Here is a 14,780-nt window from a genome sequence, read left to right as displayed (position 1 = left end):
TTTCTTACCTGAAGATGCAGTGGTGTTAGCAGCTCATTTCGTCGAAATTTACTTACGAAAACGGCCCACTTAGTGAGCCGTTTGATAACTGATTATTTTGCAAATTCAGTTGATTAACCTTACGAATTAAAACTCTTCGCTGGTTTCATCCTCTTCATCAGCTAATACTGCTGTAGCTACAGGTTGTTCGCCATTGCCGCCATTGAGCAGCATTTCACGTAATTTTTTATCTAACTCAGCAGCTACTGCCGGGTTTTCTTTTAAATAGTTACTGGCGTTCGCTTTACCCTGACCAATCTTGTCACCATTGTAGCTATACCAAGCACCCGCTTTTTCTATCAGCTTGTGCTTAACACCTAAATCAACAAGTTCGCCGTTAATATTGATGCCTTCACCATACAGGATCTGGAATTCAGCTTGCTTGAAGGGGGCGGCAATCTTGTTTTTCACAACTTTAACGCGGGTCTCGCTACCAACAACCACATCGCCGTCTTTTACTGCGCCAATACGACGAATATCCAAACGTACAGAAGCATAAAATTTCAATGCGTTACCACCGGTGGTGGTTTCAGGGTTACCAAACATCACACCGATTTTCATACGAATCTGGTTAATGAAGATCAACAAAGTGTTAGCATTCTTCAAGTTACCCGCCAGCTTACGCATCGCCTGGCTCATCATACGTGCAGCAAGGCCCATATGAGAGTCACCAATTTCACCTTCAATTTCGGCTTTTGGTGTTAATGCTGCTACGGAGTCAACAATGATGACATCAACAGCACCAGAGCGAGTTAATGCATCACAGATTTCCAACGCTTGCTCACCAGTATCTGGTTGAGAACACAGCAGGTTATCAATATCTACACCTAATTTTTTAGCATAGATAGGGTCAAGAGCATGCTCGGCATCGATAAACGCGCAGGTTTTACCTTCGCGCTGTGCAGCGGCAATAACCTGTAAAGTTAGCGTCGTTTTACCCGATGACTCTGGGCCATAAATCTCAACAATACGCCCCATTGGCAGGCCACCCGCCCCCAATGCGATATCAAGAGAAAGAGAACCAGTAGAGATGGTTTCAACATCCATAGAGCGGTCTTCGCCAAGGCGCATAATAGAGCCTTTACCGAATTGTTTTTCAATTTGGCCCAGTGCTGCTGCTAACGCCTTTTGTTTATTCTCATCAATAGCCATTTTTACTCCCTCTCTGGTATGCCAGGTTACCCTGTCATCACCACTGAATGTTGTTTTGTGCAGGAAATTACCGCTAATTATACTGTACAATCATACAGTATCAAGCCTATTTTTACAGAAAATCATCTAATAGTGTTTGTAGTGCGAAAACAGTTGCTTGCAACCGCACGGCATCACGGTCGCCGCGAAAATGTTGTTTACTGGCCACAACCAGCCCTTCATTCGTTGCAAAAGCAAACCATACCGTACCCACCGGTTTTTCTGCACTACCACCATCCGGCCCTGCAATACCACTAATTGATACTGCAAAGTCTGCCTTGGCTTCTCGCAATGCGCCTAATGCCATTTCTTGCACGACAGCTTCACTTACTGCGCCATACTTCTCCAGAGTGCTTTCTTTCACCCCCAGTAAATCATGCTTTGCTTTGTTGCTGTAAGTCACAAAGCCGCGATCGAAATAAGCGGAACTACCAGCAATGTCAGTGAGTACTTTAGCAACCCAGCCACCAGTACAGGACTCAGCGCAGGTAACCCAAGAATCACGTTCTTTTAGCTTATTACCTACCGCGATACTAAGCTGGCGTAACTGTTTTTCGCTCATGATTCCCCCTACTCAAATGAAATTTTCTGCCATCGATAGTAACACTTCTTTAGCCGCTGGCGGCAACAGCTGTCAGTTATGCGAAACGCTTCGCAGGATGTAATGAAAAAAAGTACTTTTCTGTACAAAGCTTTACCTCAGGAACTCAGCTGTTAGTATCAAAATAAAGACAATGCGGCTGGCGACATCTGTAGTACCGGTCATTTATCCGGAATGATGAACTAAGGACGTGACAGTGAAAAAAATTCTTAATGCCTTTTTCCCACTTTATAGCGCAACCGTGCTGATGCTATTGGGTTCGGGCTTGCTGACCACCTATATCTCGCTACGTCTGACAGCCATACATGTCTCAGGCGCATTAATCGGGGCAATTATCGCTGCCAACTATATTGGTTTGGTTATCGGCGGCAAAGTTGGCCATTTTCTGATTGCACGAGTAGGCCATATTCGTGCCTATGTAGCCTGTGCAGGTATTATTACTGCTGCCGTGCTGATGCATGGGCTGACCGAATACATCCCCGCTTGGGTTGTTTTACGCTTGATTATTGGCCTCTGCATGATGTGCCAGTTTATGGTGTTGGAAAGCTGGCTTAATGACCAAGCAGAATCTAACCAACGCGGTGCTGTATTTGGCTTTTATATGGCTGCGACCTATGCGGGTATGGCATTGGGTCAAGTGGTATTGATGCTTCAGCCTGAGCTAGGTTTAAGCACTCTCATGATTATCGCTTTGTTTTTTGCCCTATGCTTGGTGCCTATCGCGCTGACGACTCGCAGCAATGCCCAGCAGATGTCACCCGCCCCAATGGAGCTGAAATTTTTTATTCGTTCTATCCCCAAAATACTGGCATCAACCTTAGTTGTTGGCATGATTGTCGGTTCGTTTTATGGTCTTGCACCGGTCTATGCCAGCCTGCAATCACTTTCGACTCAGGACACCGGCCTGTTTATGGCGTTATCGATTTTTGCCGGATTAGTCGCCCAATTGCCACTCAGTTGGTTGTCAGATCGCTATAACCGCACTCTATTGATCCGAGTTAACGCATTATTACTGGCATTAACTGCACTACCATTGGCACTCGTGCCCCATATCTCGTTCCATTTTTTATTGGGTTTAGGCTTTGTCGTCAGTATGTTGCAGTTTACCCTCTATCCCTTGGTTGTGGCATTGGCCAATGACCTGATTGAGCCAGAGCGACGAGTTTCATTAGCGGCATGTTTACTGATGTCATTTGGGGTGGGGGCGAGTATCGGGCCCCTTGCCGTCGGCGCCCTGATTGCTCCGCTAGGGGGTAATATTCTGTATGCGTTCTTCTCACTCTGTGGTTTAAGTCTGATAGCGCTCAGCAGAACCGTTAAACAAGATCAAGATGAATTTGTTAATGATGCCCCGGTTCCACATATGGCAATACCCGATAGCCTGGTCAGTTCGCCGCTTTCTCCAGCATTGAATCCCAGTTTTGATGAGCAATTAATTCATGACATTATGCCGCCGCCCGAACAACCGGAGGTTGAAAAAGAGCCTAAGGAAAACCCATTATAGGCGGACTCTAAAGGGACATAACGCATAACGCGACCTATGTATCCCCCGAAAACCTATACCTTAATTTTATGAATTTCGGGGCTTATTACAGATTTAAAGGGGATAATTCGGTACTGCTTGTTATTTATTCGGCTTTGAATAAAAATACCAACATCAGGTATTTAGCGGGATAGAACCATGTCGAGACAAGATGAGCAACGGCTGCTGGTGAAAATAGCCACGTTGTATTACACCGAAGGTATGAAGCAATCCGAGATTGCTGAAAGCCTGCATTTATCTCAGTCTTTTGTCTCCCGCGCGATAACCCGGTGTGTCAAAGAAGGCGTGGTTAAAATCAGTGTTATCCAACCCGCCAATATGTTTATTGGTATAGAATCACGTATTCAAAAACACTACGGTATTGATCAGGCCATAGTGGTGGATATTGCCGATGACGCCAGCCCAGCACAGATAAAACAAGCTATTGGCTCAGCTGCCGCGCACTATATGCAAACCAGCATTCGTCCAAATGATATGGTGGGTATTTCTTCCTGGAGCAGCACTATTCGGGCGATGGTTGATAACCTTCATCCACTTAACATCAAAACTAGCGGTGTCATTCAATTATTGGGCGGTGTCGGCCCCAATGGTAATGTTCAGGCCACATTGTTAACCCAATCATTAGCAAATATTTTGAATTGCCCAGCTTATTTGCTGCCCGCACAGAGCATTGAGCGCTCCACGGAAGATCGCGCCCGGCTTATCTCCAGCGGCGAGGTCGCCGAAGTAGTGAATAAATTTGCTGAGGTTGATCTGGCATTAGTGGGCATTGGCGATTTAGAGCCTTCGCAGCTATTGAAAAACTCCGGTAATTATTACCATGAAGAGATGCTGAAATTGCTGGCAGAGCGCGGCGCTGTTGGGGATTTATGTTTGCATTATTTTGATGCTGCGGGCAATGCCGTACTCAGTGACGAAGAAGACCCCGTGATTGGGATGTCATTACCACAATTGCGCGCCTGCCCTCGAGTAGTGGCACTGGCGGGGGGAATCGGCAAAAGTGCCGCTATTCGTGGTGCGCTTACCGGTAACTATATTGATGTATTGATTACCGACAGATTAACCGCCGAGACATTACTGTAACGAGATTTATTAGGATAATCCTATAATCAACCGCACCTTCCCTGATGCGGTTGATTGAAATGCTTAGCCGCCCTTACTTTGCATGCCAGTAGCACTCTACACCCAAGTATTTACTGAATGCTTCTTGCAGCACTTGAGCTGTGGCTGAATGATTCATTGCCACATGGTGCTCAAAACCATTATTACAGATATGGGTAAGTAAACTCTCCAACTGCGGCACTTCTACCACCGCGCGGCACCCTACCGTGTCTAACTCGTCACTGACAGAGCGCCCTTCACCAACATAAGCCCGCACCTGCCCAGTAAAATCATCAGAAGAAAGGCGGAAATAGGTCAAGGGGCCAGATTTCATACGGCCATGAACGGCACCGCAAGTATTCTCACAGCCCACAGTTGTGCCGATAATATCCGCAGTACCCATAGTTGAGCTTTCCAGGCTTTCGCTGGCAAAGTTACCGCAATGGAATAGCACGCATTTATCACGTTCTGCGCCAAAATTGTTGTTCCAGTCAGCAATAGAGGCAGGTGCCAACGAGCAACTCGCCAGCGCATACATTGATAATGCCCCCATAACATCTACTTCACAGGCGCTTGGCATCAATTGCCCAGACATCACGCTCATAATGGAGCAGACATTAATCCCCAGATTTTGTTGCAGCGAAGTCCAGCACTGCATGGCAGTGGTATCAATATCATTAGCAATAATCCACTCACTGATAACCACAAATAATTTTGCCATTTTGTGCAATTTATCTTGGGGGATCGCGCTGGTATCACCATTAGCTTTTAATAACGCCAATTTTTCGCCGACCCGGATGTCATTATCACTGAGGTTGGCTACGCGGAAAAACACCTCAGATAAATCAAGAGTTTCAACTGTAATCCCTAAGTTCTCTAATAATTTTTCGCTGTAACGCACCGTATTAAAATTAGTTGGCCGCGCGCCAATCGCCCCAACTCGCACCCGCTTCATAGCATGTACCACACGGCACAACTGGACAAACTGCTCGACATCACCACTGAAGATTTCGCTGTTTAAGCTGCAAACATGCTGCTTAGTCAAAGTGAATGGAATGCCATATTGGCGCAGGTTGTTGCAGAGTGATATTTTGCCGCAGAAGCTGTCACGACGTGTCGCCAGCCCCATTTTATCCAGCGCATCTTCTTCAGCTTGCACCAGCACCGGCACTTTAAGGCCAGAAAGTCGGATAGCATCAGAGACACTTTTTTCATCACCAAAATTAGGCAGAATCACCACCACACCATGGATCTCTGCGCTGTGTTGACGGAATAACTCGGCGCACACTTTGGCATCACGCCAGTTTTCCACCCCACCCAATGGAGTTTGCTCTTCATTAAGCATAATGATGTTTATTCCCAAGCGGTCAAACAGTGCCTGGGCATCGCGGCGCGCGTCTGTGACTAAATAACTTGGAAAGAAACCCCGATTACCAATAATTACCGCAAAAGTTAACTTACGAGGTATTGCTGACATATGCTTACTCCTAGTGTGGGTTATTTCGGCTGGAAACGCGCGCGCGCGATGGCCGATTGCCAGAGGCTATAGTTATCTTGCATCTCCGCACTTTGAGCGCGCGGTTCGATGTATTCCACTTCACGAGGGAGTGCCGCCAGTTGCTGGCTATCCTGCCACCAGCCAAGGGTTTTCCCTCCTAAATAAGCCGCACCCAGAGCGGATACCTCGGCGGTATGGTTGCGGATCAAGGTACGTTGGAGCAGGTCGGCCTGGAATTGCATCAGCCAGCGGTTGTTGGTTGCACCGCCATCAACACGTAACCGCTCAAGCCGGTGATGACCGGCCTGTTCCATAGCAAAAAAGACATCCGCAATTTGGTAAGCAATGGATTCCAATCCCGCACGGGCCAGTACCGCTGGTGTGGTGGCGTCGGTCAGGCCACAGAATAAACCGCGCGCCTGACTGTCCCAATAAGGTGCGCCCAGCCCAGATAATGCCGGGACAAAATAAACGCCCTGGTTACCCGACAGGCTTTCGGCCATATCAGTTAGTCGGGTTAAATCCGTTATCCCCAACATGCGCGAAACCCACGCCACACCAGAGCCGGTGTGAGTAATATTGCCCTCAAGGGCATAGCGTAGCTCACCGTCATGCCAGGCAATGGTGGTGCTCAGGCCATGACTCTGCGCACTGGCGTGTTTGACGGTGGTCATCAGAGAAGAACCCGTGCCATAGGTGGCTTTGATTTCACCCGCGCGATCCCCTCCCTGCCCATAGAGCGCAGCATGAGAATCACCAATTTGGGCCACAATGGGCACCCCTTGGTTTAAGCCAATAATGCCCGTGTTTGCGGTATAGCCATGCACCGCAGCCGAAGGCAATACTGCCGGCAGGCAGAGGCTAGGAATACCAAACAGCGCCAATAGATCAGGATCCCATTGGCCGGTATGGATGTTAAACAGCTGGGTGCGGGCTGCATTGGAAAAATCTGTCGAGAAACTTTGGCCACCACTGAGTTGCCAGGTCAGCCAGCAATCAATGGTGCCAACACAAAGTTCGCCGTGAGCCGCCCGCTCAGCACCTTGTGGGATATGTGCCAGCATGCCGTGGATTTTTGCGGCGGGGAACAGAGGATCAATTGGCAATCCCGTCCGCTGTGCAATCAGAGCTGCCTCCGGTAACTGACTGAGTGCCAAGCAGAAAAGTTCTGATCGCCGACACTGCCAGCTCACCACCGGTGTTAACGGCTGCCCAGTCACACGCTCCCAGATAAGCACCGATTCGCGCTGGTTACTGATGGCAATGCCCGCTACCCGCGCCCCCGTCAACTGGCTTAAACAACGTTCAGCTGCCAGAGAAACCGCCTGCCAAATCGCCTGCGGATCTTGCTCCGCCCAGCCGGGCTGCGGGTGTTCTAACGCTAATGGCACTGATGCTTTTGCCAAAATCTGCCCGGCAGTATCCACCGCAATGGCTTTGGCATTGGTGGTGCCTTCATCAATAGCTAAAATAACCGGCGTTTGTCTGCTCGACGACGCGGCCGGTCTGCTCGGCGTTGACATCGTTATTCTCCCCGACAAAACCGCAGAGCACGAACTACAATGCCTGCCGCATCAAAACCATGCCAGGCGCGCATCTCTGCCCTGTCGGCGGCAATAGCATAGCCGCCATCGGGAATACCTAATCTGACTAAGGGAATACCACTGCCAGCCTCGGCCAAAACTTCCGCAACTAAGCTGCCCACGCCACCATTAATATTGTGCTCTTCGATAGTAATCACCCGCTGACTGTTTCTAAGGATGGCTAACAGCTGCTGAGTATCACACGGACGAATAGAAGAAACATTGACCACCGCAGCAGAAACATTGTTGTCTGCTAGTATGGCGGCCGCGCTAACAGCCTCATGCACTGTAGAACCCATCGCTACCAGAACAATATCCCGCCCCTCTTGTAAAACATCAATCTGGCCTGGGGTAAACTGATAGTGTTCACTATGAAGTGGAGGTAAGGATTTGCCATCTAGCCGGATATAAACCGGCCCAATATGTGCCAGTGCATAATCAATTATCTGGCGGCACTCTTGTGGGTCAGATGGCGCATAGATTTCGATATTGCCAAAGCCACGCAAGATGGCGATATCATCAATACTGTGGTGTGTGCTCGCTAATGGGCCATAGCTGGCACCGGAGTTAAGGCCAAACAGTTTTACATTGCTGTTGTTGTAGCAAACATCAATTTTAAGCTGCTCGTTGGCGCGGGAAATCAGGAAGGGCGCGGCATTACACGTCACCGCAATTTTGCCGCCCATAGATAATCCCACCGCCGTACCAACCATGGCTTGCTCGGCAATACCGACGTTAACCACCCGGGCCGGGAAGCGGGTAATAAAAGGCCCGATTTTCGCCGTTGAGGTAGAGTCAGCCAGCACCGGAACCAGATCCACGCCATTATCCACCGCTTTTATAAACTGCTCGACCATCACTGAGGCCAAATGTTCTGCATTACTCATCGCTCAATTCCTCCAATGCCAGATCAATTTCAGCACCTTTCGGCACCCGGTGGTGCCATTCCACCCGCCCTTGGATAAAGGAAATACCCGCCCCTTTTTCAGTGTTGGCAATCACCACATTGGGTTTCCCATTGGGCTGTAATCCTTCCAGCGTTTCCACTACCGATTGCATGTTATTACCTTGGCATTCCGTGACTTGCAGACCAAATGCTTGCCATTTCTCTGCCAGTGGGTCGGTATTCATAATGGATTGGGTGGTGCCCGCCAGCTGGAGTTTATTTTTGTCGTTAATGATTATCAGGTTATCTAACTGGTAATGGGCCGCGACCAACGCCGCCTCCCAGTTACTGCCTTCAGCCAGCTCACCATCACCGGTCAAGACAAACACCCGGCGTTTGCTATTGGCCTGTTTTGCCGCCAACGCGATACCTACCGCGACAGGTAAACCGTGGCCCAATGCCCCGGTATTTAACTCAATTCCCGGCGTTTTATGTTTCACCGGATGACCCGGCAGATGAGAGTTAGCATGTTGATAAGTCGCCAACCATTCTTCGGGGAAATAACCAGCCTCCGCCAAACAACAGTAATAGCCGCCCACCGCATGCCCCTTAGATTGCACATAGATATCGCGCTCAGAGTCGGTAAGCCGGTCTGGCGCGCAATTCAGAATGCGAAAATAGAGTGCCGTCAGAATCTCGACTTGCGAAAGATCAGCTCCGGTGTGCCCCCCGGCAGGGCTGTTCGCATTGAGCAGGACGATGCGGCGACGGATGGCACGGGCCTTTTTCACCAGCTCATCCACTGACAATGAATACGGATTCATAACATTACCTCTCTGTTATTTCTGTTCGGCACTGAATTTCTACTCATAACCGAATATTTATTCCTGATAAGGCTAAAAAATAGCTTTCATCAAGCCTGTCCGGAAATCGCCCTCCGGCATGATATGTTTCGTGTTCTGTGGCAGTTAGGCGGTCATCGCCCTTTTAGCGGTTTGCGCCTTATACCGGCTCACTCTTCTCCACTTGCGGTATCACGGTCGATTTTTGCGAGACAATTGCCGCCTTGTGCTGCATCCGGTTTTGCATCTGGTCGATAATGACCGCCACAATAATTACGATGCCTTTGATAACCATTTGCCAGAATTCGCTGACCCCCATCATGACCAAACCATCAGCCAAAATACCGATAACAAAGGCCCCAATCAGGGTGCCAAGAATGGTGCCACGGCCCCCGGCTAGAGACGTCCCGCCCAATACCACGGCGGCAATTGCATTCATCTCAAAACCACTGCCGTTTGCCGGGTGGCTCGCCACCAGTTGCGCGGAAACAATTATCCCGGCAATGGCGGCGCAGAAGCCCGAAATAGTGTAAACCCACATTTTGACCTGCCGGACTTTGACGCCAGACAGCTCTGCTGCCCGCTCATTATCCCCAATAGCATAAACATGACGGCCGAAAGGCAGGCGGCGCGCGACATAAGCAATAACCAACGCCAAAATGAACATGATCCAAATGGCAATCGGCAAGCCCAATAGTGTGCCGGAACCCAACACATCAAAACCGGTATTCCCCAGTTGTGGATTCCCTTGTAAACCGGGGAAAGTTTCACCACCAGAAATCAGCATCGCCGCACCGCGCACCACATACATGGTGCCGAGGGTGCAGATAAATGGCGCGACGTTATAGCGGGTAATTATCCAACCATTGAGTGCACCAATTAGCGCTCCGATAACCAACACCACCGGCACCACAACCCAAACACTTGGGAAGATAGCGATACCAAACATCGGTAAAACAATGCCCTGGGTTATCATCCAGCCCGCAACCATGCCGCACAGCCCCAAGGTTGCCCCGATAGAAAGATCAATACCGGCGGTGATAATGACAAAAGTGATGCCCAATGCGAGGAAGGCATTGATGGCGATATGTTTAACCATAATGATCAAACTGCCGGTCGCCAGAAATCCCGGCACCATCACCGAGAAAAAGCCAAGGATCAGGAACAGAGCAATAAAGGTGCGCATCTTTAGCAGAAGCAGCAGCATATTTTCCCGTGACCACGACGTGCCCCCCGTCTGGTGACCCGTCAACGCAGTGCCAGTTGTTGCTTTCATCATTCAAACCCTTGTGCGCTTGCCGTAACCAATGCCGATTCACTGGCTGACTGACGGGATACATTCGCCGTCAATTTGCCATTCGACATCACCAGAATGCGGTCTGATACCGCCATGATTTCTTTCAGATCTGAGGTGGAAAACAAAATGCCAATCCCCTGCTCTGAGAGTTTTACCATCATTTCAAAGACATCAGCTTTGGCTCCAACATCAATACCCCGAGTGGGTTCATCCAGCAGCAGAATGTTTGGGCTGGTCAGTAATGAGCGGCCGATGACCACCTTTTGCTGATTACCGCCACTGAGCGCCTGAATTTCCACCTCCGGTGAAGAGACTTTGATAGACAAGTCGCTAATGACTCCGGCCACCACCTTTGATTCACTCTCTTGCCAGATGGCGAAGCGGTGTTTCAACCGGCGCCATAAGCTAGCGATTGTCAGATTGTTGGCCACTGATGAGACAGGAAAAATGCCCGTTTTCTTGCGGTCTTCCGGTACCAAACTCATCCCCAGACGGATGCGATCGGCGGTAGAAGTTTTGCTGCTGATGGCGGTGCCATTAAGCCGTATAGTGCCGAGATAGCTTTGTTGAGTGCCCAGCAAACACTCAAACAATTCGGTACGACCCGCCCCCATTAACCCATAAATACCCACGATTTCACCGGCCCGCACCGCCAGCGACACTTGGTTCACGACAGTGTTACCGGATTCATTGATTAAAGTGACGTTCTCCACCTCCATCATTGGCTCACCAAAAGTCCGGTCGGGATGGAGAAAACTGGAAACCGGATCACTGCCCAGCATTTCACGAACAATCCACGGCACATTTATATCTTTGACTGCGGCTTGGGCCTGAAAACGACCATCACGCAAAATGGTGATGTAGTCGCCAATTGCCATCAATTCTTCCAAGCGATGTGAAATATAGACGATGGAAACACCCTGGCGAGTCAGTTCACGAATCACGCGAAACAGAATATCGACTTCCGTTTTACTCAGTGCCGAGGTCGGCTCATCCAAAATCAGAATATCCGCCTGCTCTGCCAGTGCCTTGGCAATTTCAATCAATTGTTGCTGGCCAACCTTCAGGTTTGACACCATTTCTTTCGGTGAAATAACTTGGTCGAGACGCGCCATCAGTTGTTCCGCAATCAGTTCCTGCGCGGCTTGATTAATCGGTTTTAAGCCTTGCTGGATCTCGCGCCCTAGAAAAATATTTTCTGCCACATTGAGGTTTTCGGACAGGTTCAGCTCCTGGTGCACCATGCCGATACCCAGCGCTGCGGCCTCGCGGGTGTTGGCAATAGTCACCGGCTGCTCATTTAGGTAAATTTGCCCGGATGTGGGTTGCTGCACTCCGGCCAGAATTTTCATCAGTGTTGATTTTCCGGCCCCATTTTCGCCAATAATCACATTCACTTTGCCGCGATAAACCGAGTAATTGACGCTATCGAGTGCCAAAGTGCCAGGAAAACGCATCGAAATGTCTTGGGCTCGCATGACAATGTCAGGTGTGCTGTCCATTAGTGGCTCTCCTTATTCAAACTGAGTGGCACTACATTGCTCAAGCCGTCTGGGGTTAATGTCCCTGCTGCTAAAATCTCAACTTGTTGTCCAACCCAACTGGCATCAGGTTTGGCCACATCCTGCAAAGCACGTTTACTTAATGCCTTAGAGAGCTGGGCGTATTGCACTTGGTTTTTAAAATCTTCGAAGCGGATAAACGTGGATGCATCGCGGATAGCATTGCCTTTGACGATAGGCCCTAATTGCAGCACTTGTTCATCACCCTCGACCGCTACCTTCATCACGCCTTCCCGCCCTTCAGTATCTACCGCGACTACTTTGCCGCTAAAGCGAACAAAACGACTTTGACTATTTTTCCCTGGTACTGGCTGATGTTGTTGCTGTTTCACCTGCGGCCAACTCACGGCGTTACTGTTGGCAAAGGGCATGACTTTATTCACCCAAATAGTGGAGGCGACTTTGTCGGGTGCTTGGTTGTAATCACTGACGACCGCATTGGGATCGACTGGCAAGATAGGTTTGCCGTTTTCATCCAAATCCACCACGGTGCAAGCCACCAGCACGGCACTGACAACCAACAAACCGCCTGCTTTCGATAGGGCACTGAACCACATACTGCCTCCGGTCAGGAGGGGCAGTGACGCCCCTCATTGTCTAGCGAACCTTGCTTAAGGAATTACTCTTTCAGCGCAAAGACATTCAGATTTTTGGCATTGTTTTCATCAATTAAGACACAATCCATCAGCTGTTTTTCTTCCTGACCGGTTGAACCGGTTTTCAGGTATTTATCAGCTTGCGCCACGGCCATCTGTGCCTGTGCCCAACCCGGCTGGAGGACGGTGGCTTTGATATTGCCTTTGTTGATGATGGAATCACGGACATAATCGCTGCCGTCAAATCCGACCACGATCACATCATTACGCCCTGCTGCTTTTAATGCTGCTTCAGCGCCTAACGCCATGGTGTCGTTACCGGAAATAACGCCGGTAATATCCGGGTTAGCTTGCAAAATGGACTCCATGCGGTTGAACGCTTCAGTTTGGCTCCAGTTTGCCGTCTGTTGGGCGACCATTTTCATGTCTTTATGTTCATCAATAACATCGTGATAACCCTGTGAACGCACATGGGCGTTGGTATCAGATTCACGACCCAGTAATTCAACGTATTTGCCTTTACCGCCCATTAAGACGACGAATTTTTCTGCCCCCAGCTGTGCGCCCTGATAGTTGTTAGAGACAATTTGCGAGACCGCAATGCCGGTTTCATTGATTTCGCGGTCAATCAGGAAGATAGGTATTCCTGCGGCCTTGGCTTTTTTCAACGGCCCGATAGAAGCATCAGACCCGGCGTTATCCAGAATGATAGCGCTGGCTTTGCGGGCCACCGCCGTTTCCAGCAGTTGGTTCTGTTTGTTCACATCATCATCATGAGAAGCAACCAGCACGGTGTAGCCCAGCTCCGTCGCTTTGGCTTTAGCACCTTCAGCCTCCGCTTTAAAAAACGGGTTATCGTGGGAGGGGGTGATAATGGCGATCAGGCCATTACTGGCCGCACCAGCAATGCCCGCCATTGAGATCAATGCTGCGGTAAGACAGGATTTCAGTAGGGTATTCTTCATTATTATTCTCCGCATTGAATATATATTCACTATTAAATTTATATTCAATATAATAATACAAACGCCTTTCGCCTTGTCCAATATGAGAACCAGGAAAATAGAAGCCGGTCACAAATTAATCTAATTTGGGCTGGGGTTAGCCCGGATACAAAGTGAGTCACTGCACTAGGCGGTTAAAAGCAAAAAGCCCATCGAATGATGGGCTCAAGCAATTGATAACATTGATTAGTAGGGGAAAACATGCCGAATGGATGAGCGCCGCGTAAACAGCTGGAGCGCCCATCCGGGCAATAACAGCCGACAAACCCCAGGTGATAGTCTGGATGGGTCATCAACCTCAAAAGCCTCTCTAAAAATAGGCGCTAAGACGTGAGATGGGACTAACGATAAAGCTCAGCAGCTATCGGCGTCACCTGCAATTCATCCTGCCAATGAGTCAGTGTTAAGGCCGCTAACTGAGCCACCCCCAGATAAAACGGGTGCCCAGCAGTGGATTGCAGCAAATCCAGATAGCGGTAAGCCCAAGGCAGCAGGTGTTCAGCCAGCAAATCAGGTAAATCTGCCGGTTGGTGCTCGGCCAACCAGGCCGCCATCATCAGTAATAAGCCAAATTGATCTTCGGGTTCTTCCTGATCCAAGGTGACTTCCACCTGTTGCTGCGCCATCCAGTGACGTAATTTTAGGGTGGAATCGCCAAACAGCACATTTTCTTTATCCAGATAGACTGACCCCCAAGGCGGCGCAGGCAAGGCATATGGGCCAATAAATAGCCGTTGCCAAGCTTCTTCCCGAGTTTCATTTGCATCTGGTTGCGCCAGTAACTCGACAATGGGTGCCAATTGTTCGTCACAACCATAAGGCCATTGGGTTACCCATGAGCCGCTGCGCAATTGCGCCACAATATCCCGACATGCCGGGCTGTCCGGTTCACAATAAAACAACGCGCCCAGCACTCGCCCGGTTAGCGCAATTTGTTGATAATTTATGTTATTTTCAGCCATCAAATACCATCCTGAATGACATTGGGTTTAGATAGAGGCACTGCGCAATCCCTGAATGGCAAAGCGCAGTAGCCA

Annotated in this window: 13 protein-coding genes; 2 read left to right on the top strand and 11 right to left on the bottom strand. The window is 49.4% G+C overall.

The genetic code is table 11. The features are described 5' to 3' along the window. Window positions 1–126: 126 nt before the first annotated feature. Together recA and pncC are read right to left on the bottom strand one after the other, a co-directional pair. On the bottom strand, window positions 127–1,191 hold the full coding sequence (gene recA / locus YROHD0001_RS00540) for a recombinase RecA (RefSeq protein WP_004716821.1): 1,065 nt from the start codon (window positions 1,189–1,191) through the stop codon (window positions 127–129). 112 nt (window positions 1,192–1,303) lie between these two features. Then, window positions 1,304–1,792, bottom strand: a complete 489-nt coding sequence (gene pncC, locus YROHD0001_RS00545) for a nicotinamide-nucleotide amidase (protein ID WP_004716820.1) — start codon at window positions 1,790–1,792, stop codon at window positions 1,304–1,306. Between the two features lie 235 nt (window positions 1,793–2,027). Here pncC and YROHD0001_RS00550 point away from each other — a divergent pair, with 235 nt between their 5' ends. Both YROHD0001_RS00550 and YROHD0001_RS00555 read left to right on the top strand, forming a co-directional pair. After that, a complete protein-coding gene (locus tag YROHD0001_RS00550) occupies window positions 2,028–3,335 on the top strand; it encodes an MFS transporter (protein ID WP_032818424.1) in 1,308 nt (435 codons plus the stop codon). Window positions 3,336–3,512: 177 nt separating this feature from the next. Then, on the top strand, window positions 3,513–4,457 hold the full coding sequence (locus YROHD0001_RS00555) for a sugar-binding transcriptional regulator (RefSeq protein WP_004716818.1): 945 nt from the start codon (window positions 3,513–3,515) through the stop codon (window positions 4,455–4,457). A 73-nt stretch (window positions 4,458–4,530) separates the two neighbouring features. Here YROHD0001_RS00555 and YROHD0001_RS00560 read toward each other — a convergent pair whose 3' ends face one another. The 9 genes from YROHD0001_RS00560 to dmsD form a co-directional block, all read right to left on the bottom strand. Continuing rightward, window positions 4,531–5,952 carry an L-fucose/L-arabinose isomerase family protein gene (locus YROHD0001_RS00560; protein WP_004716817.1) on the bottom strand — a complete coding sequence of 474 codons (1,422 nt, stop codon included), beginning with the start codon at window positions 5,950–5,952 and terminating at the stop codon, window positions 4,531–4,533. A 20-nt stretch (window positions 5,953–5,972) separates the two neighbouring features. Beyond that, window positions 5,973–7,496, bottom strand: coding sequence for an FGGY family carbohydrate kinase (locus YROHD0001_RS00565; protein WP_004716816.1), 1,524 nt, complete (start codon window positions 7,494–7,496; stop codon window positions 5,973–5,975). A 2-nt stretch (window positions 7,497–7,498) separates the two neighbouring features. Then, window positions 7,499–8,443, bottom strand: coding sequence for a transketolase family protein (locus tag YROHD0001_RS00570; protein ID WP_032818421.1), 945 nt, complete (start codon window positions 8,441–8,443; stop codon window positions 7,499–7,501). Continuing rightward, complete coding sequence (locus YROHD0001_RS00575) at window positions 8,436–9,266, bottom strand: transketolase (RefSeq protein ID WP_004716814.1); 831 nt, start codon at window positions 9,264–9,266, stop codon at window positions 8,436–8,438. The genes YROHD0001_RS00570 and YROHD0001_RS00575 overlap by 8 nt, the downstream gene beginning before the upstream one ends. A gap of 178 nt (window positions 9,267–9,444) precedes the next feature. After that, on the bottom strand, window positions 9,445–10,560 hold the full coding sequence (locus YROHD0001_RS0118900) for an ABC transporter permease (RefSeq protein ID WP_032818418.1): 1,116 nt from the start codon (window positions 10,558–10,560) through the stop codon (window positions 9,445–9,447). Further along, window positions 10,560–12,083 (bottom strand): sugar ABC transporter ATP-binding protein, encoded by a 1,524-nt coding sequence (locus YROHD0001_RS00580; protein ID WP_004716813.1) that lies wholly within the window; start codon window positions 12,081–12,083, stop codon window positions 10,560–10,562. Before YROHD0001_RS00580 ends, YROHD0001_RS0118900 begins: the two co-directional genes overlap by 1 nt. Continuing rightward, complete coding sequence (locus YROHD0001_RS0118895; protein WP_032818415.1) at window positions 12,083–12,700, bottom strand: DUF2291 family protein; 618 nt, start codon at window positions 12,698–12,700, stop codon at window positions 12,083–12,085. The genes YROHD0001_RS00580 and YROHD0001_RS0118895 overlap by 1 nt, the downstream gene beginning before the upstream one ends. Before the next feature lie 62 nt (window positions 12,701–12,762). After that, complete coding sequence (locus YROHD0001_RS00585; RefSeq protein WP_004716812.1) at window positions 12,763–13,704, bottom strand: D-ribose ABC transporter substrate-binding protein; 942 nt, start codon at window positions 13,702–13,704, stop codon at window positions 12,763–12,765. A 380-nt stretch (window positions 13,705–14,084) separates the two neighbouring features. Beyond that, window positions 14,085–14,705: a Tat proofreading chaperone DmsD gene (gene dmsD, locus YROHD0001_RS00590; RefSeq protein WP_004716810.1), complete on the bottom strand. Its 621-nt coding sequence runs from the start codon at window positions 14,703–14,705 to the stop codon at window positions 14,085–14,087. Window positions 14,706–14,780: the final 75 nt, after the last annotated feature.

Origin of the sequence: Yersinia rohdei ATCC 43380, from assembly GCF_000173775.1 — a bacterium.
In the GTDB taxonomy this organism is placed as follows: Bacteria; Pseudomonadota; Gammaproteobacteria; order Enterobacterales; family Enterobacteriaceae; genus Yersinia; species Yersinia rohdei.
This window is presented reverse-complemented; position numbering and strand designations above follow the sequence as displayed.